This window comes from Lacinutrix sp. Bg11-31 (assembly GCF_002831665.1).
In the GTDB taxonomy this organism is placed as follows: Bacteria; Bacteroidota; Bacteroidia; order Flavobacteriales; family Flavobacteriaceae; genus Lacinutrix.
The window spans coordinates 472,208-498,275 of the sequence record NZ_CP025118.1; the positions used below are offsets into that span (position 1 = coordinate 472,208).

Genomic DNA, 26,068 nt, shown 5'->3' on the forward strand with positions numbered 1-26,068 from the left:
TTATATTTTTTTATTCTGAATATAAGTCGTTAACATCAATATTCTCTAGATATCCATCTAATGCTTCGTCACTTATAGTGTAATCTATAAAATTTGTTTCGCTTAACTCGCTATCTTGAAATAGAGAAAACAGGTCTCCTGTTTCAGTTTCATTAATTATATAGTTGTCTACCGTTGTTATATCTAAATCGTTAAATGATAAAGGTGAATTATCAAAAATATTTAAGCTGAAGAATAATACTAAAGCAGCTGCAATGCTTGAAACAAGAAACATATTCTTTTTAGAGAAAATAGAAATAACTTTAGTTTCTTTTTTAATTGAAACATTAAAGTTTTCTAGATAACCTTCTGGTGTTTTAAAACCAGAAGAGCTAACTAAACTTTTAAGTTTTGTTTCTGCTAAAATAGAATCTTCAAGTGCTTCAAAATAACCTTGAGGAACTTTAAAACCTGGATTTTTAACGTTATGTGAGTTTTCGTTTTTCATGTTTACTTTCCGATATATTGGAAACCTTTATCGTCGTTTATTACTATTAAGACTCTATAATTATTAAATAGTTTAATCATTAATTAAATATGCTTCAACTTTCTTTGTTGCAATATGGTATGATGCTTTTAAGGCACCTTCACTAGTGTCTAAAATTTTAGACATTTCCTTATATTTAATGTCCTGAAAGTATTTCATATTAAAAACCATTTGTTGCTTTTCTGGCAATGTTGCAATTGCTTTTTGGAGCTTAAGTTGTATGGCATCGCCTTCAAAATAAACATCGGATTCCATATTGTTTATGGCTAGATCTTGTGCTTCTTGGTTTGTTATTTGTAAGCGTTTTGCATTTTTATTTATTAGAGTAATTGCTTCGTTAGTTGCTATTCTATAGAGCCACGAATAGAGTTTGCTTTCACCTTTAAAACCATCGATGCTTCTGTAAACCTTTATAAATGTATTCTGTAGCGCATCGTCTGCGTCGTCATGCGATTTCAAAATGTTTCTAATGTGCCAATACAATCGTTCTTTATATTGCGCTACAAGCTCTCTAAAAGCAGCGTCTTTATTGCCTTTAGCTTGTAGTTGAGATATAAGTTCAGTTTCTGTGGTCACTATATCGAATTTTCTTTTAGACTATTATAGTTTAATAAGGTTTAAAGTAAATGTATTTTTCTTTTAAAATGAATACTATTGATGATTTGTTTTTTCAGCTAAGCTTCAGACTTTGAAAGCATGTTTTTAAATTAATCCGTTTAAAAGATGTTTTTAAACGATTAAACACAAAAATATTTTGTTGGTAACTATTATTTACATAAGTTTACTTTAGAAAATAATACTTATGTTTTAGATGCCCCAAATCTATACGTAAACGGAAAAAGGATAAACATTACGTTTATCCTTTTTTTATTTAGTGTCTTTTCTTGCTTACTCAAAGCTTTGCATATCGACTAATTTTTTATAAATACCGTTTAAGGCAATAAGTTCGTTGTGTTTACCTTGTTCTGCAATTTCTCCTTTATGCATAACAATTATTTCATCTGCATTTTGAATAGTAGATAATCTATGTGCAATTACAATAGAGGTTCTGTTTTTCATCATGTTTTCTAGAGCAACTTGAACTAAACGTTCGCTTTCTGTATCTAATGCTGAGGTTGCTTCGTCTAAAATCATAATTGGAGGGTTTTTTAACACAGCTCTCGCGATGCTTAAACGCTGTTTTTGTCCACCAGATAGTTTGTTTCCAGAATCTCCTACATTGGTTTCTATACCTTTAGGTAAGTCTTTAACAAATTCCCAAGCGTTAGCAATCTTTAAAGCATCTATAACTTGTTCGTCTGTTGCATTTTCTTTACCAATTAGAATATTATTTTTTACAGTGTCGTTAAATAGTATAGAGTCTTGAGTTACTAAGCCCATTAAAGATCTTAAAGACTTCTTAGTTAGGTCTTTAATATTCTCACCATCAATAGTGATTTTGCCTTCATTAACATCGTAAAATCGAGTAACAAGGTTTGCTATAGTACTTTTTCCACTACCAGATTGTCCAACTAAAGCTATAGTTTTTCCTTTATTAACGTCTATTGTAAAGTTTTTTAATACTAATTGCTCTTCGTATTTAAAAGAGATATCTTCAATTTTAACACCTGTTATAAAATCGGATTTAGTTTTTGCGTTTGGACTATCTTTAATAGGGCTTTTTGCATCAATTATTTCTAATACTCTAGCTGCTGCTGCATTACCACGTTGTACATTATTATTGGCCTTACTTAACGCTTTAATTGGTGTTAATATATTATATGCTAATCCCATAAATGCTATAAATGAAGATCCAACTAAAGATTGATCTATTATAACCATACGTCCACCAAACCATAATAAACATGCAATTGTAATAATTCCTAATAACTCGCTTAAGGGAGTTGCAATATTTTGACGATTCATCATTCTATTCGAAAAAATAAACGAACGATGCGTAGAGTTGGTGAATTTTGTATTAAAGATACCTTCTGCATTAAAGCCTTTAATAATTTTTAAACCGTTTAATGTTTCTTCTAAAGTAGATAAAAAGACACCTTGTTCTTTTTGAACATCTGCAGATTGTTTTCTTAATTTTTTTGCAATAAGCGAAATAATAAAACCAGCTGTAGGTATAAAAATAAATACAAAAATGGTAAGTTTTACACTAATCGTTAGCATAATTCCTATTGAAAAAATAACACTAAGTGGTTCTCTTACAATAATTTCTAGAACAGATAGAAACGAATTTTGTACCTCGTTAACATCTCCTGCAATTCTTGCCATAATATCTCCTTTACGTTTTTCAGAAAAGAAACTAATTGGTAAGCTTACTGTTTTTTTGTAAAGTGCATTACGTAAATCTTTTAAGATTCCGTTTCTTAAAAAAGTACCGAAGTATAAGGCTAAATAATTGAATATGTTTTTTAGTAAAAAAACAATGATAACCATAAAAATAACTAAGGTTAGCGATTTTAATCTATCATCCTGTGCGTATTCTTGTATGGAATAATTAAAGCTGTCGCTAATGTAATTCCCAAGCTTGCTTAAACCATTATAAATAGGTTTTTTTTCTATTATTTCTCGTTCTTCGTTAAATAAAATATTTAACATTGGCATTAATACTACAAAAGATAGTGCGCCAAATAAAGCGTATAATGTATTGAAGAAAATGTTTAAATAGATATATCGCTTGTATGGCAAGGCATAGACAAATATTTTTTTAAGATAATTCATTCTTTAGTTTAGTTTCAAATCATTAATGATATTATCAATCTTTGTTTCCAATTGTTGTTCCGTTGCTTTAAAAGCAGACACATTGTCTAAAGTTGTATTTACACTTATATAGAACTTAATTTTTGGCTCTGTCCCGCTTGGTCTTAAAGCAATTTTACTTCCATCCTCTGTATAGTAAATTAACACATTAGATTTGGGGATATCGATTGTAGTTGTTTCTCCTGTAACGGTGTTTTTTGAAACCGATAATTGATAATCTTCAATTAAAACAACTTTAGAATTGTTTACTATTGTTAGCGGATTCTCACGAGCTTCAATCATCATTTGTTTTATTTCTTGTGCACCTTCAATTCCCTTTTTTGTTATAGAAATTAGGCGTTCTTTAAATAAACCATGTGCAACATAAAGCTTAATTAATTCTTGGTAAACACTACTGCCTTTCGCTTTTGCTTGAGCTGCAATTTCACATGCTAGTAAAGTGGCTGTAACGGCATCTTTATCGCGAACAAAATCGCCAACCATAAAACCAAAGCTTTCTTCTCCACCACCAATAAAGTCTAGTTCTGGGAAGTCTTTAATCATTTTAGCAATCCATTTAAAACCGGTTAAACCAATTTTAGATTCTACGTTGTAAGATTTTGCTAAAACACTCATCATTGGTGTAGAAACAATAGTACTTGCTATAAATTGTTTACCGTTTATTTTATCCTCATTTCGCCATTGTTTAAGTAAGAAATCCGTCATTAATAACATGGCTTGATTTCCATTTAAAATAACAAGATTATTTTCTAAATCTCTAACAACAACACCCAATCTATCGCAATCTGGATCTGTACCAATTACTATATCGCCTTCGCTTTTATTTGCCAATTCCATTGCCATTTTTAAAGCCTCAGGCTCTTCAGGGTTTGGAGATACTACCGTTGGAAAATCGCCATTAGGTTCGCGTTGTTCTTCAACTATATTAACATTTGTGTAACCAGCACGTTTTAACGTTTCTGGTACTACAGTAATTGAAGTTCCATGAAGTGAAGTGAATACTAAGTTTAAATTTTCTCTCGCTTCCGCGGAAGTATTAAAGCTTCCGTTTTTTACTGATGCATTAATAAAAACATCGTCAACTTCTTTACCTATATAATGGATTAACTCTTCATTTGCATTAAATTTTATTTCTGCATAATCTAAATTATTAATAACATTAATAACTTCTCCATCTTGAGGTGGAACCAATTGTCCTCCATCTTGCCAATATACTTTGTAACCATTATATTCTGGAGGATTATGTGATGCTGTTAAAACAATACCACAGTGGCAGTTTAAATGTTTTAAAGCGAAAGATAATTCTGGAGTCGCACGAAGGTCTTCGAATAAAAAGACTTCAATATTATTTGCAGAAAACACGTCTGCAACCACTTTAGCTAAAGATTTGCTATTGTGTCTACAATCAAAAGCTATCGCAACTTTTAATGTTTCGTTTGGAAACACTTTATACAAGTAATCGCTAATACCTTGTGTGTTTTTTCCTAAAGTATATTTATTAATTCTATTAGTGCCAATTCCCATAACACCACGCATTCCACCAGTTCCAAACTCTAAATTTTTGTAAAATGATTCTTTTAGTTCTTTAGGATTTGTGCCTATAAGATCTTTTATGTGTGATTGCGTGTCTTTGTCGAAAGCTGGAGTTAGCCAGGCATTGACTCTATTTAGTAATTCTGGTTCTATATGTATCATAGTTGTAAATTAATAGAATGTAAAAGTAAGCATTATAAAAAATTTGTAAAGTAGTATTAGTTTGAATTTTGGCCTTTTAGGTTTAACTCTTCCTTTACTAAATAACGTTTTTTATTTTGTTTAGAGCGTAAAATTATTTCGCCCAAAAAGCCAGCAATAAAAAATTGAGTACCAATAATCATCGTCACTAAAGCAATATAAAACTGTGGTCTTTCAGTAATTAATCGTCCTGTTTTATGAAAAAACAGTTTGTCGATTCCTAAGTATACAGAAAAAACAAAACCAATAGCAAACATAATTACACCTAAAGCACCAAATAAATGCATTGGCCTTTTTCCAAAACGAGATATAAACCATATGGTAATTAAATCTAGAAATCCATTGATAAAACGTTCCATTCCAAATTTAGTTTCTCCATATTTTCTAGCTTGATGTTGTACTACTTGCTCACCAATTTTGGTAAAACCAGCGTTTTTAGCTAAAACAGGAATATAGCGATGCATTTCTCCATTTACATCTATGTGTTTAACAACAACATTCTTATAGGCTTTAAGTCCGCAATTAAAGTCATTAAGGGTTACTCCAGATGTTTTTCTGGCAGCCCAATTAAAAAGTTTAGAGGGTAAGTTTTTTGTAAATTTATTATCGTAACGTTTCTTCTTCCAACCAGAAACAAGGTCAAAATGCTCTGTAGTAATTTTGTTGTAAAGCGAAGGTATTTCTTCTGGATTGTCTTGTAAATCTGCATCCATAGTAATAATAACATCACCTTGTGCTTTTTCGAATCCAGCGTGCAAGGCTTGAGATTTTCCAAAGTTTTTTAAAAACCTTATGCCTTTTACATTGGTATTGGTTTTAGAAAGTGCGTCTATAGTCTCCCAAGAACCATCTGTAGAACCATCGTCTATAAAGATTATTTCATAAGAAAAACGATTGGATTGCATAACTTTTGCAATCCAATCGTGTAATTCTGTGAGTGATTCTTGTTCGTTAAGTAGTGGTATGACTACAGATATATCCATGTATTATTTTGAAATTGATACTTCAAATATAAAACTATTATGCGTTTTCTGGGTCTCTTTTAACTATTAAAGCTACAATAAGACCTATTACTGCTTGAATAATTAAAAATATAGCATTAGATTGTAATTGAGGTGCAATAGAAAATTGATTTTTTTGAGCTTCCATTTGTTCTACAGCTGTGGCAACAGCTTCTTCTGGAGCATTAAAACTACGCATCATTTGTACTGAGGCTTCAATTGTTTTTTCTTTTAAAGCTAATGCAGCTTCAGGATCAACAAAGTTAAAAATTATTATACTTATAACCATACTAATTAATATTCCAATAGCAACAGTAATAAAGTAAGAACTAAAGGCTTCTTTAAAGGTAATAAAGCCGTTTTGCATTTTTTTAGATTTTAAAGCAGAAACTATTCCAAATGCAATAATTGCAATAAATAGTATTATTCCTAGCCACCATTTAGTTAAAAGTTCAAGATAAAGAGCATAACCTAAAATGGTAGTAAGAGCCATTAAGCCTCCTAAATATAGGCCAAGATTAATTGCAGATGATTTTGTTGAAGTTTCCATATTTTTGTAGTTTATTAGTTAATTATAATAGTTAGTTGTCAAAGATAAAAAAACGTTACAGAAATAAGTTTAAATTATTTTAAAAAAAATAGTGTAGGTTTGTAAAAAATAACTAAATTTGCACCTCGAATTTAGAATACAATTAAAGCATAAAGCGATGAAAAAAGGTATACATCCAGAAAATTATAGACTAGTAGCATTTAAAGACATGTCTAACGAAGACGTCTTTTTAACAAAATCTACAGCAAATACAAGTGAAACTATTGAAGTAGATGGTGTTGAGTATCCAGTAGTTAAAATGGAAATCTCAAGAACATCTCACCCATTTTACACTGGTAAATCTAAATTAATAGATACAGCTGGTCGTATTGACAAGTTCAAAACTAAATACGCTAAGTTTAAAAAATAATTTAGCTTGCAACATATTAAAAAGCCTTTCATATAAAATGAAAGGCTTTTTTGTTTTCTACAATTATACTATTTTTGTTTAAACCTTAAGCTTTAAGAAAGAATAAGCAAAACTTTATAACTTTCAACTTTTTAACTATATTATGAATTACATTCTCTTTGATGGCCCAGCAAGAAATCAATTGTTGCCATTTACTTATACACGACCAGTTGCAGATATTAGAGTTGGTATTTTAACCATTCGTGAAAAATGGGAAATGCATTTACTAGTAACTACAACAACTGTTACAGAAGATTATTTGTCTATAAAATGGCCAATGGTAGAGATGGAAGCTAACGTAATGATTAATGCTTCGTTTTGTCCAACCGAAACTTTGGTTGATAAGATTAAAAGCTTGAAACGAAATGAGGCGATTTTTAAAGGAGAAGAGGTTATTGCTTTTTTTACTGAAGAAGATCAAGAAGATATAGATTTATCAACATTTGATGCTATAGAATTTGACGAAGATGTAATTACAATAGAACATACTTGGGATGTTTTTGCTAAAAACGGAGAGGCTATTGCTCAAGATTTCGAATTACTAACTAAAGATAGAGAATCTCAACCAATACCAAAGTCTAATAACATAATTGCTCCTGAAAATATTTTTATTGAAGAAGGAGCAAAGCTTGAATTTGCAACACTTAATGCAAGTACAGGTCCTATTTATATTGGAAAAGATGCCGAAATTATGGAAGGCAGTGTAGTTCGTGGACCATTAGCTTTGTGTGAAAATGCAACTTTAAAACTTGCTACAAAAATTTATGGAGCAACTACTGTTGGACCACATTGTAAAGTAGGAGGAGAAGTAAATAATTCTGTTTTATTTGGGTATTCTAATAAAGGACATGATGGCTTTTTAGGAAATTCTGTAATAGGAGAATGGTGTAATTTAGGTGCAGATACTAATAATTCTAACCTTAAAAATAATTATGCAGAGGTAAGACTTTGGGATTACGATACAGAAGGTTTTGCTAAAACAGGCTTACAGTTTTGTGGTTTAATGATGGGAGACCATAGTAAATGTGGTATTAATACGATGTTTAATACAGGAACAGTTATAGGTGTTAATGCTAATGTTTTTGGTAGTGGCTTTCCCAGAAACTTCATACCAAGTTATAGTTGGGGAGGAAGTAGTGGTTTTACTACTTACTTAACTAAGAAAGCATTTGAGGTTTGTAAAGTTGTAATGTCTAGAAGAACTTTAGAATTTACCGAAGTAGACCAATCTATTTTAGAATATGTTTTTGAGGAGACTAAAAAATTTAGAAGAGAATAAATATATTTAATAAGTCTTTATTTATTAAATATATTTTTTTACATTGGTTACCCCAATTACCAATATGAAATTTATTTTTAAAAATACATTTAGATTTTCAATTCTATATATAATTTTATATTTTTTAGATGCCCTTTTTAAGAATAATGATGCGTTATATTCCTATAGATATATTTCAAAAATATTATTAGGTTTAAGCTTATTACTGTTTTATCTTTATAATACTTATCAAAAAGATTTTAATAAAAAGAGACTGGTTATTGCTGCCTTAAGTTTATTTGTTATTGGAAATTTTTTTTTTATAACAGGAGACAATGGTAATATATTGCATTTTGTTATTGCAGCTTTATTATTTGTTATTGCCAAAATATGCTATTCTGTACGATTCTTAAATAATGAAGTTTTTATAATAAATAAATTAATTCCTTTTCTACTTTTCTGTTTTACTTATATGAGTATTATTATCTTTATGGTTTATAGTAATTTAGAAGGGTTTTTTGTGCCGCTACTCATTTATTTGTTTGTTTCAATGTTGTTAATGCAATTTGCTTATTTAAGAAAAAGAGAGGTTAACACTATTAGTTTTTGGCTAGTAATCATAGGAGTTGTGTCATTTATGCTTGCAGATAGTATTAACATACTTAAAATGTTTTATAATCCATTAATAGCTTACAATAAGATTACAGTTATGTTTTTTTATTGTTTAGCACAATATCTAATAGTCTTAGGGATTTTAAAAGAAACTAATAATAATAATAATAAAGAGAATCTCGATAGAAAAAATAAGTTAAATTAGGTTTAAATTATTCTTTGTTTCCTTATTTTTTTTAAGAATATATTAATAAATAATTTTGAAGCTCAAAATGCTTGACAATTTTTTCAATATTAAAAAACCATATTTTGTAACCGGTTATTTTTCAATTTTATTTATAGATCTTTTATGTAAATTATATTTGGATCCGATTCCATATAGATATATTACTAAATCACTCCTTATGATTTTATTAATAGTCTTTTATTTAAAAAATTATAATAAAAACGATAAAAAAAAGCACTATTTTACTTTTTTGGCTTTGTTTCTATTTTGGACAGCAAGTGTTAGTATAATTAATCATATTAATAATTTGAATTTTATTATTAGTATGTTGTTTTTTATTTTGGCTAAGATTATGTATTGTTTTCGGTTTACTAATAATAGGGATTTTAAAATTTCAAGATTAGTGCCATTTTTAGCTGGAGGTTTTGTTTTTATGGTATCAGTTCTCTCTCTTATTTATAAAGGTTTGGGTGATTTTTTTATACCAGTTTTAATCTACTTTTTTGTTTCCTTATTATTATGCATATTTGCTTATTTAAGAAAGGGCGATGTTAATACTAAAAGTTATAATCTTGTATTGATAGCTATGTTTTTTTTAATACTTTCTGAAGTTATTATGGGTGTAAAAACATATTATAGGCCACTTCCTTTTCAAAATATTTCTGTTATGCTTTTTTATGGGATAGCTCAGTTTTTGATTGTTTACGGCATTTTGATTGAAGTGAAAATTGCTAAAGAAAACAGTTAATAAAAATTAAATTGTAGAATAAAAGAGACTAATGATATGGCTATTATAAAAGTTGTATTCATCAACAAACCTTGTTTTTCTATAGCATTTTTCATTATTTTGTTTTCAGATATTTTTGTAAAATTAAATTTTTGAAACTGTGCTATAAAGGTTAATCACAAAACCATTAGTTGTTTTGTCTCTATTGTAATTTTTTTATTATTAGTAAGCTGTCTTAAGCTAGACGCTTTTATAACAAACAGGGTTTTAAAATTCTTAGATTACTGCCTTTCCTTTTGGTATGTTTTATATATCTAATTTTTATTATGCTGTTAGTCTTAGGTAATTTAGGTGTATTTTTCCCTACTATATTTATATTCGTGTTTAATAGTATTATTATTTGCTTATTTAAGAAAAGGAGCTATAAATAATAAAAGTTATACTATTATTTTAGTGAGTGTAACAATAGCCGTTTTATGTGAGAGTATTACATTAATATATTCTTTTTATTATAAAGAGTTTCCTTTTTACAAAAGATTAGTAATGATGCTTTATGGAATATCGCAATATTTTTTTATTACAGACTTAGTTGAAGAAGGGAGTCTAGAAAAAGATACAGTTACTCTTTAGTAACATGTTTTAACTCTAACATATTTATAGGGTTTATGCCTAAATTATTTACATTCTGTTGTGTAAATCTAACGACTTCATCATAGTATAATGGAACAATAGGAGCTTCTTGCATAACTATACTATCCATTTTAGTATAAAGTATTTCTCTAGTTTTGGTGTTAGTTTCAGAAAATGATTGAGTATACAGCGTATTAAATTCTTCACTTTTAAAGTGCGTATAATTTGGGCCATTTGGTGCAAAATTATCACTATAATAAAGCGATAAGTAATTTTGAGCATCTGGATAATCTGCAACCCAACTGGCTCTAAATAAATCGAGTTTGCCATTTGCCTTAGCACCTTTTAAAGTAGATGCAGGAATAACATCTACATTAACTATTAAGCCTGTTTTTTGTAATTCTCGTTGTATATACTCGCAGAAATTTAAATAGTTACTTGTAGTTGTAATGGTTATTTCTGGAGTATTGATACCTGTTTCATTTTTAAATTGATTAATTAACTCTTTAGATTTGTCAGGGTCATAAGTGTAGCCAATATTAGCATTATAGCCAGGTAATCCTTTAGGTATAAAACCACCATTTGCAGGAATACCAATACCATTTCTCAAGTACGTCATCATTTTTTGCCTATCGAAACCATAATTTACGGCTTGTCTAATTAATTTCGATTGCATTTCTGGAACTTTAGAATCCATGTAAAATGCTAAATACTCAGTGTTTAAATAAGGTCCACGAATCAGGTTAATAGTTTTGTATTTTGCTCTTAACTCACCTTTACTTGTTAGTATATCGTCTTGATAAGAAGCGTCTAAAGAATTTAAAAAATCTAAATTACCTTGAATAAATTGTAAAAATTCACTTTGTTTATCTGGTAAAAAAGTAATGGCAATAGCTTCTAAATATGGTAATTTTTTGCCTTTATCGTCTTTCTCGAAATAATTGTTATTCTTCCTAAAAACAAGTTTAATATTTTCTTCCCAACGTTTAAATTTAAAAGGTCCAGTGCCAATTGGGTTTGCTCTAAAATCTGTTCCAAAGTGCTCTACAATTTCTTTTGGTACCACAGAGCAGTATTTCATGGTAAGTAAGCCTAAAAAAGCAGGAAATGGCTGTTTTAGTTTAACTATAAAAGTACTATCGTTCTCTGCTGAAAAACGATCCACTTTATTTAAAACCCAACGACCAGAAGAAGCAATCTTTTTATCGATTAGTCTATTAAAACTATACTCGAAATCTGAAGCTTTTACTGTACGTGTAGAATCTTTGCCAAACAATTTGTGTTTGTGAAAATAAACATTGTGTCTAAGTGAAAAAGAGTAGGTGAGTGCGTCTTGAGAAACTGTCCAACTTTTAGCTATACTTGGTTGTACATTTAAAGCATTGTCCATTTGTACTAAACCATTAAATAATTGGTTTACAGCCCAAATATCGGCATTGTCTTTAGCAAAAGCAGGATCTAGTGATCCAATATTTTTATGTTCGTTATATCTAAATACTTGGTTTAGATTATTTTCGTTTTTAGTATTTCCGCAGGAAAAAAACAAAAAAAATAACAGTAAGAGTAGTATGTATTTAATAGTCGTATTAATATTTAAATCCATAATTAATATTTTGCCTTCAAGTGTTGCTTATCAGTTTTAGTGTGTTGTCTTTTAACTTATTTGTAAAAAATGTAAGTTGTAAGTAAAACACGAATATTTAAATAAAGTTGGGAGTAAATATATAAATTCTAACCTAGGAATAAACTTAAAAAATTAGATTAAATACCAAAAAACAAAGCTATTACTTCTATTCTACGATCGAGTTTTTTAGTTTAATTAATGAGATTGATTATTTTTTATTTATATTTAACATTAATAATTAAATTTTAAAATCATGAAAAAAAACTACATTTTATTATTACTACTCGTTGCATTTGGTTTACAACTTAATGCACAAACAGCTTGCTCGGTAGGTAACGATGCTCCTGTGTCTAGTATTGTATACACAAACCCTGAAAACAATAACCAAAATGTGGCATTCGATTTCCCTGTTGACGCCTATACTCAGTTTGCTTTAACATCTATAACAGTTAAAATGGCTACTGCAGATTTGGCTACTCTAAACCCTACAGGAGATATTACTGTTTATAGTGAAGTAGGTGGTATTCCAGGTACTGTTGTAAGTTCAGAAACTATTACACCAACTGTGGTTACAGAAACTCCAATATCTACCTTTGCTATTTATACTGTTACTTTTACTTTTACTACACCTGTAGTTTTAGATAATACAGCAGGAGCTACAGTTGCTAATTATTGGATAGGTTTTGTAATGGGTAATACAGTTAATGGAGATACAGGAGTTACAGCTGGTGCTCTAGTTGCAGGGCAAGCTTATGCTTCTAAAAGTGATACTACTGCTGGTGTTTGGGCTGTTACTACTACAGCACCATTATTAGATGGAACTTATACTTTTACAGGAACTTGTTTATTACTAGGCGTAGAAGAGTTTTCTCTAAATGATGTTTCAATATCTCCAAACCCAAGTAAAGATTTTATTAATATTAAGATGAATAACCCAAAAAGTATTGAAAAAGTAGAAGTGTTCGATATTACTGGGAAACGCGTTTTAAACTTTAATAATACTACAAAAATTAACATTACTAACTTAGGTAATGGTGTATATATGTTACGTGTACAAACAGACAAAGGAAGCGTAACTAAAAAAATAATTAAAAATTAAGTTATTTATTTTTTAGAATAAAAGAGCGTTTTAACTAATTAAAACGCTCTTTTTATGTAATTTTGTGGCGTTTATTATATTTTCATGAAACAAAAAAAAGTCGCATTTTATACTTTAGGTTGCAAGCTTAATTTTTCTGAAACTTCTACAATAGCTAGAAATTTTAAAGATGAAGGCTTTGAGCGTGTAGATTTTTCTGAAACAGCAGATATTTATGTTATTAATACCTGTTCGGTTACAGAAAATGCCGATAAGCGTTTTAAAACCATAGTTAAGCAGGCACAAAAAGCAAATGCAGATGCTTTTGTAGCAGCAGTAGGTTGTTATGCACAGTTAAAACCGCAAGAATTAGCAGATGTTAATGGAGTAGATTTAGTACTTGGAGCAACCGAGAAATTCAAAATTACAGATTACCTAAACGATTTAACCAAAAACGATTTTGGCGAAGTGCATTCTTGCGATATTAATGATGCCGATTTCTATGTTGGTAGTTATTCTATAGGAGACAGAACACGTGCCTTTTTAAAAGTGCAAGATGGTTGCGATTATAAATGTACGTATTGTACCATTCCTCTAGCACGAGGGATTTCTAGAAGTGACGAATTAGAAAATGTAATAAATAACGCTAAAGAAATTTCTTCAAAAGGTATTAAAGAAATTGTATTAACAGGAGTCAATATTGGTGATTATGGTAAAGGTGAATTTGGCAATAAAAAGCACGAACATACCTTTCTAGAATTGGTGCAAGCCTTAGATAAAGTTGAAGGTATAGAGCGACTTCGTATCTCTTCTATAGAACCAAATTTGTTAAAGAATGAAACTATAGATGTTGTAAGTAAATCTAGAGCATTTGTACCTCATTTTCATATTCCATTACAAAGTGGGCATAACGATATTTTGAAGTTAATGAAACGACGTTACATGCGAGAATTGTATGTAGATCGTGTTGCGAAAATTAATGAAGTAATGCCGCATGCATGTATTGGTGTAGATGTTATTGTTGGATTTCCTGGTGAAACAGAAGAGCATTTTTTAGAAACATATAATTTTTTAAACACACTTGATATTTCTTATTTACATGTGTTTACATATTCTGAAAGAGACAATACAGAAGCAGCAAGTTTTGAAACTGTTGTACCTAAAAATGTAAGAAGTAAACGTAGCAAAATGTTACGAGGTTTAAGCTCTAAAATGCGTCGTGCTTTTTACGAAAAACAAATAGGAACTTCTAGATCTGTTTTGTTTGAAAGTGAAAATAAGGCAGGCTATATTCATGGTTTTACCGAAAACTATGTAAAGGTAAAAGCACCTTGGAATCCAGAGTTAGTTAATACAATACACCAAGTTAATCTTACTAATATCGATGATGATGGATTGGTAAGGTTTGAGTTTGAAAACATAATGGCATAAAAAAAACTGAAATATTAGTTTCAGTTTTTTTTATGTCTTTAAAACCTTCTAAATTAAATCCTTAATCCAACAGGGAGTAATTTCTTGTACTGTCTATTCTTTCGAATAAATTTAGCAATTTCAGGGTTTGTAGGTACAACACTTAAATTACGTTCTTCAATATTCTCAAACACTAATTTTAAAAAATCTGAAGTAAAATTTTCGTCTGTAATTTCTTCAGGAATAATTAACTTAGTTAAGAAGATTTTTCGTTCTTGCAAAGAATATTCAATCTTTGCAAAATGTTCTCCAATCTTTAATTCAAATTGACGTTGAAAATCATTGTCAACCAGTTCAGCAGCATCAGTCATAATATAATAAGTTTAATTTATTGTTAAGGGAACAAATATAATGCCAGCTATTTTATAGCTTTACACATTGCAAAAATACGAAAACTTATCGTTAATTAGTTGTTAATCACTGTTAAATCCTTATGAATCAAGACATAATACATGTTTATTTAATGCCTGGAATGGCAGCAAATCCATCGATTTTTGATAATATCTCATTACCAGAAAATCAGTTTCAAATGCATAAGTTGCATTGGGAGATTCCTATAAAAAACGAAACGCTAAGTAACTATGCCTTAAGGATGACCAAGAAAATAAATCATGAAAATGTAGTATTATTAGGCGTGTCTTTTGGTGGTATTTTGGTTCAAGAAATGAGTAAACATATTACTTTGCGGAAGCTTTTTGTGGTGTCTAGTGTGAAAACGAAACATGAGCTGCCAAAAAGATTTAAAGTGCTAAAAGCTACAAAAGCTTATAAATTGTTACCAACCCAATTAGCGAGTAATCTCGATTTATTAACTAAATTTTCGTTTGGAGATTTAATAAAGAAACGTATAGACCTGTATAAGAAGTATCTTTCCGTTAATGATAAGTACTATTTAGATTGGTCGATAGAACAGGTCATTAATTGGGAACAGGATGAAGTTATCCTAGAAGTAATTCATATACATGGAGAAAAAGATATGGTTTTTCCGCATCACTGTATAGAAAATTGTATTACAGTAAAAAATGGAACACATATAATGATAATAGATAAATACAAATGGTTTAACGAGAATTTACCTAAATTTATTTTAGAATAAAGAAGAGTTTATCCGTAAATTATTATAATTTTATAAAAAACGAAATGATGATGAAAATTGTACAAAAAGTATTAGCAGGAATTGGTCTTTTATGCTTAGGAGCATTATTTATAAACGCCTATCAAGAAGCGCCAACAGACGAGAATTTAGAAAAGAAAATTATTAACGATTATAACGTTTATGCCTTGCAGGTTCCAGATTATTTGGACTTTGCTGGTGAACGCATGCCTTTACATAATCCAGATATTTTAGAACGTATGGATAAAGAGTTATTGGTAAATACCTATTGGCAATCTAATGGTTTATTAATGTTTAAACGTGCACAAAAATATTTTCCTATAATTGAGCCTATTTTAGCCAAAAACGGAATTCCAGACGATTTTAAATATTTAGCAGTAATAGAAAGCGGATTAACAAATGCAAAATCTCCAGCAGGAGCAAGTGGGTTTTGGCAAATTATGAAGGCAACAGGAAGAGAAAATGGATTGGAAGTAAATGCAAATGTAGATGAGCGTTATAACCTCGAAATGGCAACACAAGTAGCTTGCGATTATTTAAAAAAATCGAAAGAACGTTTAGGGTCTTGGACCAATGCTGCTGCTGCTTATAATGCTGGAAATTATGGTGTTTCTAAGCGATTAGACGCTCAGAAAGTTGAAAGTTATTACGATTTGCTTTTAGGACAAGAAACAGGTCGTTACGTATTTAGAATTATAGCTTTAAAAGAAATTTTATCTAACCCAACAAAATATGGGTTTAACTTTAGGCAAAAAGATTTATATACAAACATTCCAACCTATAAAGTATCTGTAGATACTGCTGTTACAGATTTTGCACAGTTTGCAAAAGATATGGGTATTAACTACAAAATTCTAAAAATTCATAATCCTTGGTTAAGAGAGAACAAGTTAAATAATGCTTCAAAAAAACAATATTTTATTGATATTCCAGAAAAAGGTTACTATTCTATAACTCCATAAATGATAGAGTTTCTAAAAGATAATTGGTTTAAGTTAATTATTGTTATTAATTACTTGTTAGCTATTTCGGCAGCAATAACTATTCTTTTTAGAAATACCAATCCTACCAAAACACTAACATATATTATTGTGCTAGTGTTTTTTCCGTTTGTAGGACTTTTAGTTTATTATTTATTTGGACAAGAATATAGGAAGAACAAAATATTTAATCGCAAGAATATTCTCAATGAGAAAATTATAAAAACCCTTAACGATGAATTAAATCTTAATACAAAAGAACTTCAAGAATTGGAAGACGATTTTTTAGAAGATAAAATAAAACTAGTAAAATTATTACAGAAAAGTGATAAAGCACCATTAACGCTATCTAATACAGTTGAGATTCTAAATAATGGCGAAGTTAAATTCAAACGCCTTTTTCAAGATTTGAATGCAGCAAAACACCACATTCACTTAGAGTACTACATTGTAAAAGATGATGTTATTGGCTCAGAATTTTTAAATATCCTTTGCGATAAAGCAAGAGCAGGAATAGAAGTAAGGCTAAGTGTGGACGATGTTGGTGCAGATATTTCGCATAAAATGAAAAACAAATTGATAGAGAGTGGTGTTCAGTTTTATTCATTTATGCCAGTTTTATTCCCGAAATTTACAGGAAGAATGAACTATCGTAATCACAGAAAAATTGCTGTTATCGATGGTGCTATTGGTTATTTAGGAGGTATAAATATTTCAGATTCTTATGTAAACAAGCCGGAGAAAGAAACGTATTGGAGAGATACACATTTACGTATAGAAGGAGGAGCAATTGTAACATTACAAGCTCAGTTTTTTATTAATTGGGAATTTGTATCTGAGTCCAAAGTGAAAATTACCAGAGATTATTTCCCAAATGAATCGTGTAATGATAACGTTGCAGTACAAATAGCAGCCAGTGGTCCAGATACTGATTGGGCAAATATTATGGATGTTATGTTTTCTGCAATCACTTCTGCTGATGATTATATTTATTTAACAACTCCGTATTTTATCCCAAATGATGAATTTATCATGGCATTACAAATAGCATCACTTAGCGGAATAGAAGTAAAGTTGCTTATTCCAGACGAAAGTGATTCTTGGATTGCTAAACACGCAACAAATTCGTATTTAGAGCGCTTGTTTAAGGCTAATATAAAAGTATACCGTTATACCAAAGGTTTTATACACTCAAAAACAATGGTTGTAGACGATGTGTTTTCGACTATAGGGACCTCAAATATGGATTATAGAAGTTTTAAAATTAACTTTGAAATTAATGCAGTTATTTACGATAAACAGACAAGCGAAGACTTAAAAGCAGATTTTATAGCTGATTTAAGAAATGCTAAAGAGATGATTCCTGAAGAATGGTCGAAAAGATCTAATTTTACAAAACTGAAAGAAGCTTATTGTAAACTTTGGGCTCCTTTATTATAAGTTTTAAACAAAAAAAAGGCTCACGATAGTGAGCTTTTTTTGAATCTAATATTTTAACATAAGTCTTTGACTATCTCGAAGCTCTTCTTTGCGCTCTCATAGAGCCGCCTTGTCCATAATGTTGTTTTGGAGCACCTTGAGCACGTTTCATATTTGCTTTCATTTCTTTAATTTGCTCTTTAAGCATATCATTCTTATCTAGTTTTTGAGCTTCATTAATAAGAATAGTCGCTTCTTGTTTTTTACGCTTAGAAAAAGCAATACCGGCTAAATTTAATTTTGCCATTGCCATATCTTGATCCATGCTTAAACCAAGAGTTACAGCTTTTTTAAAGTGTTTTTCAGCAAGGTTCATATCAGATTGAGAAACCATGATACCTTGTAAGTAGTAAAAATAACCTTGTTGTTTAGTTACTAAAGCTGCTTCTGGGCTCTTAATTTTGTTAAGCCATTTTTGAGCGCCTGGAAAATCTTGTTTACGTAATTTTAAAAAGGCAAGTAAAATAAATTCATTTTTAAAATATAGAAACACAAAAATGAGTGCTAAGAAAATAAGCATGATACCATTACCAATACCACCTTCTGTAAACTGCCATACAGCTGTTGCTAATATTAAACCTGCAATTATTAATTTAAAGACTTTATTATACATTGTAATACGTTTTTATTGTTTTTTTGAAATGCCTATTATGATTTATGCGTTATATTTATCATATAGGAGTGCAAAGAAACTCATTTTTTCTGAAATATGCATCGTTAAGAATTGGATTTGTGCTTCATTTTAGGCTTATTTTATTGCCAAATGCTTCATATTTAGAAATAAAGCAATTCATAATAAAATATTTTTAAAATAAGGTTTGTGAAATAAAAAAGTCGTTGTATATTTGCGCTCAGTTTTAGGGGTCACCCAAAACAATTAGAAAGATTTTACAATTCAGATTTAAAAAATAAGAAAATGCCAAAAAGAACGTTTCAGCCATCGAAAAGAAAAAGAAGAAATAAACATGGTTTTAGAGAAAGAATGGCTTCTGCTAATGGTAGAAAGGTATTAGCTCGTAGAAGAGCAAAAGGAAGAAAGAAATTATCTGTTTCAACAGAAACTAGACATAAAAAATAATGATTAACAATTGTTAATATTATAAAGGCGTTACTTAGGTGTAACGCCTTTTTTTGTGTCTAATTTTTACTATTTTTGCATCACATAATAAATTACTAAAATGCCAAAAAATTCTAAATTAAAATCAATACTTATTATAGGTTCAGGACCTATTGTAATTGGGCAAGCCTGTGAATTCGATTACTCTGGAACGCAAGCATTACGCTCGCTTAGAGAAGACGGAATTGAAACTGTTTTAATAAACTCTAATCCAGCAACAATAATGACAGATCCTTCAATGGCTGATCATGTTTATTTGCTGCCTCTAACCACAAAATCGATAGTTAAAATATTAAAAGAACATCCTCATATTGATGCGGTCTTACCAACAATGGGAGGACAAACTGCTTTAAATTTATGTATTGAAGCAGACGAAAAAGGAATCTGGAAAGATTTCGATGTAGAAATTATAGGTGTTAATATAGACGCTATTAATATTACAGAAGATAGAGAGAAGTTTAGAGAGTTAATGCTTGCCATAGATATTCCTATGGCACCGCAAGCTACAGCTACTTCTTATCTAAAAGGGAAAGAAATTGCTCAAGAATTTGGGTTTCCTTTAATAATTAGAGCCTCTTTTACTTTAGGAGGAGCTGGTGCTTCATTTGTGCATAAAGAAGAAGATTTTGATGAGTTATTAACGCGTGGATTAGAAATTTCTCCTATCCATGAAGTTATGATCGATAAGGCCTTAATAGGTTGGAAAGAATATGAATTAGAGTTACTTAGAGACTCTAACGATAATGTTGTTATTATTTGTGCTATTGAAAATATGGATCCAATTGGGATTCATACTGGAGATTCTATAACTGTTGCTCCAGCAATGACATTAAGTGATAAAACATACCAAAGAATGCGTGATATGGCAATCCATATGATGCGTAATATTGGTGATTTTGCAGGTGGTTGTAATGTGCAGTTTGCTGTAAGTCCAGATGAAAATGAAGATATTATCGCCATCGAAATTAATCCTCGTGTATCGCGTTCTTCAGCATTAGCTAGTAAAGCAACAGGTTATCCAATTGCTAAAATTGCTGCTAAATTAGCTTTAGGCTATCACTTAGACGAATTACAAAACCAAATTACAAAATCTACTTCTGCTTTATTCGAGCCTACTTTAGATTACGTTATTGTTAAAATTCCACGTTGGAATTTTGATAAGTTCGAAGGATCTGATAGAACATTAGGTTTACAAATGAAATCTGTTGGAGAAGTAATGGGAATTGGTAGAAGTTTCCAAGAAGCGCTTCATAAAGCAACGCAATCTTTAGAGATTAAACGTAATGGATTAGGTGCAGATGGAAAGGGTTATAAAAATTACGATCAAATTATAGACAAATTAACCAATGCAAGTTGGGATCGTGTATTTGCTATTTATGATGCGATACAAATGGGAATTCCATTAAGCCGTATTCATGAAATTACAAAAATTGACATGTGGTTTTTAAAGCAATATGAAGAATTATATGTTTTAGAAAAAGAAATTTCAACCTTTACAATAGATACAATCCAAAAAGATTTACTTCTTGAAGGGAAACAAAAAGGTTATGGAGATAGACAAATAGCACACATGTTGGGCTGTTTAGAAAGTCAGGTTTATAATAAAAGAGAAGAATTAGGTGTTACTAGAGTTTATAAGTTAGTAGATACTTGTGCTGCAGAATTTGAAGCAAAAACACCTTATTATTATTCTACTTTCGAAAGTGATGTTGAAACTCCAGATGGTAAACGTTATGCAGATAACGAAAGTATAGTTTCAGATAAGAAAAAAGTTATTGTTTTAGGATCTGGTCCAAATAGAATAGGACAAGGTATCGAGTTCGATTACTGTTGTGTACATGGTGTGTTAGCAGCTGCAGAATGTGGTTACGAAACAATTATGATAAACTGTAATCCAGAAACGGTTTCAACCGATTTTGATATAGCAGACAAATTGTATTTCGAACCTGTATTTTGGGAACATATCTACGATATAATTAGACATGAAAAACCAGTAGGTGTTATTGTACAGTTAGGTGGACAAACGGCATTAAAGCTTGCCGAAAAGCTATCTAAATATGGTGTTAAAATTTTAGGAACTAGTTTTGAAGCTTTAGATTTAGCTGAAGATAGAGGCTTATTCTCTAATATGTTAAAAGAAAATAATATTCCCTATCCAGAATTCGATATTGCTACAACTGCAGACGAAGCAGCAGCAATTGCGGATGTTTTAGATTTTCCAATTCTAGTAAGACCTTCTTATGTACTTGGTGGGCAAGGCATGAAAATTGTAATTAATAAACAAGAATTAGAAGAGCATGTTGTAAGTTTATTAGCGCGTATGCCAGGAAATCAATTGTTACTAGATCATTATTTAGATGGAGCAATTGAAGCAGAAGCAGATGCAATTTGCGATGGTGAAAATGTGTATATAATAGGAATTATGGAGCATATTGAGCCTTGTGGTATTCACTCTGGTGATAGTAATTCTTTATTACCTCCTTTTAATCTAGGACCTTTAGTAATGCAACAAATTATAGATCATACTAATAAGATTGCTTTAGCTTTAAATACAGTAGGTTTAATAAACATACAATTTGCTGTAAAAGATGATATGGTATATATTATAGAAGCCAATCCAAGAGCTTCTAGAACGGTTCCGTTTATAGCAAAAGCATATGGAGAACCTTATGTAAATTATGCAACTAAAGTAATGTTAGGCGAGAAAAAAGTAACAGATTTTAATTTCAATCCACAGTTGAAAGGATATGCCATTAAGCAACCTGTTTTCTCATTTAATAAGTTTCATAACGTAAATAAAAAGTTAGGTCCAGAAATGAAAAGTACTGGAGAAAGCATATTATTTATAGATGATTTAAAAGACGATGAGTTTTATAATTTATACTCACGTAGAAAGATGTATTTAAGTAAGTAAAATAGTTTTTTATATAAAATGAGATAAGTGTAAGTTTTAACTAAAAACTTGCATTTATTTCATTTTTTTATTTTAAAAAGGTATTTTTTTTGTATTTTTAATAAAAAACTATTATATGATGAGAAAATTACTTTTTATTTTTTGTGCAATAAGCTCAATGAGTCTTAGCGCACAAGTCGAAACAATTACTATTGATTGGAGTTTTGGCTCTAATCCTAGTGCAACTGGCACTAATAATAATGCTGACAGAACAATAGAGGTTGGAGACACAGTTGTTTGGGACTATTATGCCACAGGTACTCATACTGTTACTAGTAAAGCAGGAAGCACAGAAAGTTGGGATAGCGGTTTTATTGCATCTGGAGCAGGAGTGACTTATAGTAGAGTATTTACTTCAATAGGTACTAATCCTTACGAATGTACTCCACATCCAGGAAGTATGAATGGGACAATTACAGTTGTTGCAGAAGGAATATTAAGTACTCCGCAATTTGAAGCACCAACAAAATTTTCAATATATCCTAACCCATGTAACGATGTTATGAATATTAACATTCCTACGCTAACAGACAAAGGTTTACAACTTGAAGTTTTCGATGTTTTAGGTAAGAAAGTATATTCACAACTTTTAAGTGAGTTATCTTCTAGCGTTAATATAGCAAAGTGGAATAGTGGTTTGTATTTGGTAAGACTGTCGTCTCCAGATCAAGATATTACTTTAACTAAGCGATTTGTAAAACTTTAATTATTAAGTTTTATAAAATTAAAAGAGTCTTCAATATAATATTGAAGGCTCTTTTGTTTGTTAAAAATTGTCAGGTAGCTCAATTTTAACTTTATACCCTTTTAACTCATGTAAATAATCTTGATGTGAAAAATCTTGATGATCGAATTCTTCTTGTCTAGCCTTTTTAGTTTCTATTCGCTTAAGTGCTTTTAGGTAACGTTTTACTTCGGTCTTATCGTTTAATATTAAACCAGGAACTTCAATTGATTTTCCATTATCATCTTTAGCTACCATTGTAAAGTAAGATGAGTTACAGTGTTTCATTTTTCCTGTTTGTATATTTTCTGCTTCAACACGAATACCAACAACCATAGAGGTTCTACCAACATAATTAACAGAAGCTTTCATTGTAACTAGCTCTCCAACTTCTATTGGATTTAAAAAATCTACAGTATCTACAGAAGCAGTTACACAATATGCTTTAGAGTGTTTACTAGCACATGCAAAAGCAATATTATCCATAATGCTTAATATGTAACCTCCATGAATTTTTCCACTAAAATTAGAATGGGAAGGCTTCATTAATTCTGAAAGATTTATCCTCGAGCTATCAACTTTTCTATAATTTGGCATGTTATTATTCGTTATTAGATGTGTTTAATTCAACCTTAGAAACAAAATATTGTGTATCACCAAGCCAAAATAAAGATTTGTAGCGTTCAAAATAAGTAAGTTTAACTAAACGACCTTGGTATTTGTTTAAGTCTTCAATAACTTTAGTTTCTCCGGCTTCTACCGAGAATTTGAAAATTTGAGCCTCACTAACACCTTGGCTAATTTCTCCTTCCCAAGTTTTAAACAAAACGCCTTTACTGCTAAATTTCACCAATTCACCAGCACGAACACCTTCACTATAAGAGGCATAATAGATAAAAGCAAAATAACCAGCTATTATAAGAAGTATTACTACAAATGTTTTAAATAAAAATTTCATCATATTGTTAGTTTATTATTCGTCGATTTGAGCGCGTTTTATAATTTTTTCAGGTAGCGCTTTTTTTGCTTTTGCTCCTAGCTTTTTAATTTTTTCAACACTAGTAATAAGGTTTCCTTTTCCTTCTACTAATTTATTCATTGCAGCAGAATAATCTTTTTTAGCATCGTCAATTTTCTTTCCAACTCCAGTTAAATCAGTTACCAAGCCATGAAATTTATCGTATAAAGCACCTGCTTGACGCGCAATTTCAATGGCATTCTGTTGCTGTTTTTCGTTATTCCACATACTGTCAACGGTTCTTAAAGTGGCTAAAAGCGTAGAAGGTGTAACAATAACAATGTTTTTTTCGAAAGCTTTATTGTATAAAGAGTTATCTGCATTAATTGCTACTGCAAAAGCAGGCTCAATTGGTACAAAAAGTAATACAAAATCTGGGCTTTCTATATCGTATAAATCCTCATATTTCTTGTCAGAGAGTTGATCTACGTGTCTTCTAATAGAATTAATATGTGCTTTTAAATACGTTTCTCTATCCTCGTCTTCTGCGTTAACGTAACGCTCGTAATCTGTTAAAGACACTTTACTGTCAATAATCATTTTTTTATTGTCTGGTAAGTGTAGTACAATATCTGGTAATACTCTTGTACCATCTTCTCTAGTGAAATTTTGTTGTACAAAATACTCTCTGTCTTTTTCTAAACCAGATTTTTCAAGAACACGTTCTAAAACTAGTTCTCCCCAATTTCCTTGCATTTTACTGTCGCCTTTTAAAGCTCTGGTAAGGTTGGTTGCTTCCTTCGTCATTTGTTGGTTTAAATCTTTTAAGCCTAACAATTGTTCTTTTAAAGCAGAATGCATACTTATACTTTCCTTTTGAGTATCGTCTACTTTCTTTTCGAATAGCTGAATTTTCTCTTGTAAAGGATTTAAAATGCTCTTTATATTTTCTTTATTCTGAAGTGTGAATTTTTCAGATTTAGCATCAAGAATTTTATTAGCAAGATTCTCGAAATCTGTTCGTAATCGTTTTTGTTGTTCTTCTAACTCTTCATCTCTTTTAAGATTAAGTTTTTGAAGGTTTTCGAATTCCGAATTTCTACGTGCTAATTCCGTATTTAAAAAGTCTTTTTCACGTCTAATATCTTCACGTTCAACTTCAATCTTAGAAATAGTTTCTTTTAATTCTGTTAACTGATTGTCGAAAGTTTGGTTTTGTTTTTGGTTCTCTGTTTCCGAAAACAGCTTGAAGTCGTTAAACTGTTGTTGTAAGTTATTATTGCGTTCTTCTAAAGTGCTTTTTTCGCTTTTACTTTTTAGTTTAGTAAAAAGCATTCCTAAATAACCACCAATAATGGCTGAAATTAATATAGCAAGAATAAGGATAATGTTGTCGTTCATGTAATACATTGAATTTTATCAAAGATAATTATTTTGATGAAAAATGTAGGAATGTAAAGAAAAGATATAAGCTAATTACGTAAGATTTTTATATCACTAATTATGCGTTTAACATCGTCATTATTAGTTCCATCATAAATACCTCGAATTTGCTTTTTTGTATCTACTAATATAAAATTTGGTGTGTGTATAAAATCTTGTAATCCTCCATCACCTTTCTCTACAACAGCAAAGTAGCTTTTACGAGCAAGATTATAGATGTGTTTTTTATTACCAGTTGTTACATTCCATTTAACATCTATAACACCTTTGTTTTTTGCATATTCGTGTAAAACGGGAACACTATCAATTGTTGGAGTTACAGATATTGATAGGAACATTACATCTGGATTATTTAAAAATGCCTTTTGAATTTTGAACATATTATTTGTCATAGTCGGACAGATAGTTCCGCAACTTGTAAAAAAGAAATCGGTTACATAAATTTTACCTTTGTAATTGTCTTGAGTTATAATTTGTCCGTTTTGATTGATGAGATTAAAATCTAAAACAGTGTGGTTTTTTGATGTGCTTCTTAAGCTTTTATCTACTAATTCTTTATTTAAATTTGCAGGATTGTAAATAGGCAATGGTTTGATTTTCTGCTTATTACAAGATAAAAATAATACAAAAACTATTGAAATAATAAAGGTTTTAGAACGCAT

General features: G+C 30.1%; 26 protein-coding genes. 13 read left to right on the plus strand and 13 right to left on the minus strand.

Translation table 11 applies throughout. The annotated features are described in order from the left end of the window. Positions 1 to 10: 10 nt before the first annotated feature. The 6 genes from CW733_RS02140 to CW733_RS02165 form a co-directional block, all read right to left on the minus strand. Positions 11 to 487 (minus strand): hypothetical protein, encoded by a 477-nt coding sequence (locus tag CW733_RS02140; RefSeq protein WP_100995256.1) that lies wholly within the window; start codon positions 485 to 487, stop codon positions 11 to 13. A gap of 72 nt (positions 488 to 559) precedes the next feature. Next, positions 560 to 1,102, minus strand: coding sequence for an RNA polymerase sigma factor (locus tag CW733_RS02145; RefSeq protein WP_100995258.1), 543 nt, complete (start codon positions 1,100 to 1,102; stop codon positions 560 to 562). Positions 1,103 to 1,414: 312 nt separating this feature from the next. Continuing rightward, positions 1,415 to 3,241, minus strand: a complete 1,827-nt coding sequence (locus CW733_RS02150; RefSeq protein ID WP_100995260.1) for an ABC transporter ATP-binding protein — start codon at positions 3,239 to 3,241, stop codon at positions 1,415 to 1,417. 3 nt (positions 3,242 to 3,244) lie between these two features. Next, positions 3,245 to 4,975, minus strand: a complete 1,731-nt coding sequence (locus tag CW733_RS02155) for a phospho-sugar mutase (RefSeq protein ID WP_198520096.1) — start codon at positions 4,973 to 4,975, stop codon at positions 3,245 to 3,247. A 56-nt stretch (positions 4,976 to 5,031) separates the two neighbouring features. After that, positions 5,032 to 5,997 carry a glycosyltransferase family 2 protein gene (locus CW733_RS02160; protein WP_100995262.1) on the minus strand — a complete coding sequence of 322 codons (966 nt, stop codon included), beginning with the start codon at positions 5,995 to 5,997 and terminating at the stop codon, positions 5,032 to 5,034. Positions 5,998 to 6,034: 37 nt separating this feature from the next. Further along, on the minus strand, positions 6,035 to 6,565 hold the full coding sequence (locus tag CW733_RS02165; RefSeq protein ID WP_100995264.1) for a DUF4199 domain-containing protein: 531 nt from the start codon (positions 6,563 to 6,565) through the stop codon (positions 6,035 to 6,037). A gap of 157 nt (positions 6,566 to 6,722) precedes the next feature. Here CW733_RS02165 and CW733_RS02170 point away from each other — a divergent pair, with 157 nt between their 5' ends. The 5 genes from CW733_RS02170 to CW733_RS16390 all read left to right on the plus strand — a co-directional run bounded on the left by CW733_RS02170 (position 6,723) and on the right by CW733_RS16390 (position 10,466). Next, positions 6,723 to 6,974, plus strand: coding sequence for a type B 50S ribosomal protein L31 (locus CW733_RS02170; protein WP_055448443.1), 252 nt, complete (start codon positions 6,723 to 6,725; stop codon positions 6,972 to 6,974). 142 nt (positions 6,975 to 7,116) lie between these two features. Continuing rightward, the gene (locus tag CW733_RS02175; protein WP_100995266.1) at positions 7,117 to 8,292 is read left to right on the plus strand and encodes a GlmU family protein; all 1,176 of its coding nucleotides are present in this window, start codon (positions 7,117 to 7,119) and stop codon (positions 8,290 to 8,292) included. Between the two features lie 64 nt (positions 8,293 to 8,356). After that, positions 8,357 to 9,088, plus strand: a complete 732-nt coding sequence (locus CW733_RS02180; RefSeq protein WP_100995268.1) for a lysoplasmalogenase — start codon at positions 8,357 to 8,359, stop codon at positions 9,086 to 9,088. A gap of 67 nt (positions 9,089 to 9,155) precedes the next feature. Next, the gene (locus CW733_RS02185; RefSeq protein ID WP_100995270.1) at positions 9,156 to 9,857 is read left to right on the plus strand and encodes a lysoplasmalogenase; all 702 of its coding nucleotides are present in this window, start codon (positions 9,156 to 9,158) and stop codon (positions 9,855 to 9,857) included. A 432-nt stretch (positions 9,858 to 10,289) separates the two neighbouring features. Beyond that, positions 10,290 to 10,466, plus strand: coding sequence for a hypothetical protein (locus CW733_RS16390; protein ID WP_157811523.1), 177 nt, complete (start codon positions 10,290 to 10,292; stop codon positions 10,464 to 10,466). Here the strand turns inward: CW733_RS16390 and CW733_RS02195 are convergent. Further along, a complete protein-coding gene (locus tag CW733_RS02195) occupies positions 10,456 to 12,069 on the minus strand; it encodes an ABC transporter substrate-binding protein (protein WP_100995273.1) in 1,614 nt (537 codons plus the stop codon). The two genes, CW733_RS16390 and CW733_RS02195, sit on opposite strands and share 11 nt — an antisense overlap. A 274-nt stretch (positions 12,070 to 12,343) precedes the next feature. On the opposite strand from CW733_RS02195, the gene CW733_RS02200 reads away from it, so the two are divergent. Next, positions 12,344 to 13,189 carry a T9SS type A sorting domain-containing protein gene (locus tag CW733_RS02200; protein ID WP_100995275.1) on the plus strand — a complete coding sequence of 282 codons (846 nt, stop codon included), beginning with the start codon at positions 12,344 to 12,346 and terminating at the stop codon, positions 13,187 to 13,189. A gap of 84 nt (positions 13,190 to 13,273) precedes the next feature. After that, a complete protein-coding gene (mtaB, locus tag CW733_RS02205; protein WP_100995277.1) occupies positions 13,274 to 14,599 on the plus strand; it encodes a tRNA (N(6)-L-threonylcarbamoyladenosine(37)-C(2))-methylthiotransferase MtaB in 1,326 nt (441 codons plus the stop codon). Positions 14,600 to 14,652: 53 nt separating this feature from the next. Here mtaB and CW733_RS02210 read toward each other — a convergent pair whose 3' ends face one another. Beyond that, on the minus strand, positions 14,653 to 14,949 hold the full coding sequence (locus CW733_RS02210; protein ID WP_100995280.1) for an N-acetyltransferase: 297 nt from the start codon (positions 14,947 to 14,949) through the stop codon (positions 14,653 to 14,655). A 122-nt stretch (positions 14,950 to 15,071) separates the two neighbouring features. Between CW733_RS02210 and CW733_RS02215 the strand changes: the two genes are divergently transcribed. Genes CW733_RS02215 through cls form a run of 3 tightly spaced genes read left to right on the plus strand, consistent with a single transcriptional unit; the run spans position 15,072 to position 18,172 of the window. After that, positions 15,072 to 15,734 (plus strand): alpha/beta hydrolase, encoded by a 663-nt coding sequence (locus tag CW733_RS02215; protein ID WP_100995281.1) that lies wholly within the window; start codon positions 15,072 to 15,074, stop codon positions 15,732 to 15,734. 50 nt (positions 15,735 to 15,784) lie between these two features. Continuing rightward, positions 15,785 to 16,714 carry a lytic transglycosylase domain-containing protein gene (locus CW733_RS02220; RefSeq protein WP_100995283.1) on the plus strand — a complete coding sequence of 310 codons (930 nt, stop codon included), beginning with the start codon at positions 15,785 to 15,787 and terminating at the stop codon, positions 16,712 to 16,714. After that, complete coding sequence (cls, locus tag CW733_RS02225) at positions 16,715 to 18,172, plus strand: cardiolipin synthase (protein WP_100995285.1); 1,458 nt, start codon at positions 16,715 to 16,717, stop codon at positions 18,170 to 18,172. A gap of 70 nt (positions 18,173 to 18,242) precedes the next feature. Here the strand turns inward: cls and CW733_RS02230 are convergent, their stop codons facing one another. After that, the gene (locus CW733_RS02230) at positions 18,243 to 18,824 is read right to left on the minus strand and encodes a hypothetical protein (protein WP_100995287.1); all 582 of its coding nucleotides are present in this window, start codon (positions 18,822 to 18,824) and stop codon (positions 18,243 to 18,245) included. A gap of 303 nt (positions 18,825 to 19,127) precedes the next feature. Between CW733_RS02230 and rpmH the strand changes: the two genes are divergently transcribed. The 3 genes from rpmH to CW733_RS02245 all read left to right on the plus strand — a co-directional run bounded on the left by rpmH (position 19,128) and on the right by CW733_RS02245 (position 22,987). Continuing rightward, entirely contained in the window at positions 19,128 to 19,289 is a 162-nt protein-coding gene (gene rpmH / locus CW733_RS02235) for a 50S ribosomal protein L34 (protein ID WP_034059443.1), read from the plus strand. A gap of 100 nt (positions 19,290 to 19,389) precedes the next feature. Next, the gene (gene carB / locus CW733_RS02240) at positions 19,390 to 22,242 is read left to right on the plus strand and encodes a carbamoyl-phosphate synthase large subunit (RefSeq protein WP_100995289.1); all 2,853 of its coding nucleotides are present in this window, start codon (positions 19,390 to 19,392) and stop codon (positions 22,240 to 22,242) included. A gap of 157 nt (positions 22,243 to 22,399) precedes the next feature. Beyond that, on the plus strand, positions 22,400 to 22,987 hold the full coding sequence (locus CW733_RS02245; protein WP_198520097.1) for a T9SS type A sorting domain-containing protein: 588 nt from the start codon (positions 22,400 to 22,402) through the stop codon (positions 22,985 to 22,987). Positions 22,988 to 23,047: 60 nt separating this feature from the next. Here the strand turns inward: CW733_RS02245 and CW733_RS02250 are convergent, their stop codons facing one another. The 4 genes from CW733_RS02250 to CW733_RS02265 form a co-directional block, all read right to left on the minus strand. Continuing rightward, positions 23,048 to 23,602: an acyl-CoA thioesterase gene (locus CW733_RS02250; RefSeq protein ID WP_100995293.1), complete on the minus strand. Its 555-nt coding sequence runs from the start codon at positions 23,600 to 23,602 to the stop codon at positions 23,048 to 23,050. A gap of 4 nt (positions 23,603 to 23,606) precedes the next feature. Beyond that, positions 23,607 to 23,966 (minus strand): 6-phosphogluconate dehydrogenase, encoded by a 360-nt coding sequence (locus tag CW733_RS02255; protein WP_369806624.1) that lies wholly within the window; start codon positions 23,964 to 23,966, stop codon positions 23,607 to 23,609. Between the two features lie 12 nt (positions 23,967 to 23,978). After that, positions 23,979 to 25,364, minus strand: coding sequence for a DNA recombination protein RmuC (rmuC, locus tag CW733_RS02260; RefSeq protein ID WP_100995297.1), 1,386 nt, complete (start codon positions 25,362 to 25,364; stop codon positions 23,979 to 23,981). Positions 25,365 to 25,435: 71 nt separating this feature from the next. After that, the gene (locus CW733_RS02265; protein ID WP_100995299.1) at positions 25,436 to 26,068 is read right to left on the minus strand and encodes an SCO family protein; all 633 of its coding nucleotides are present in this window, start codon (positions 26,066 to 26,068) and stop codon (positions 25,436 to 25,438) included.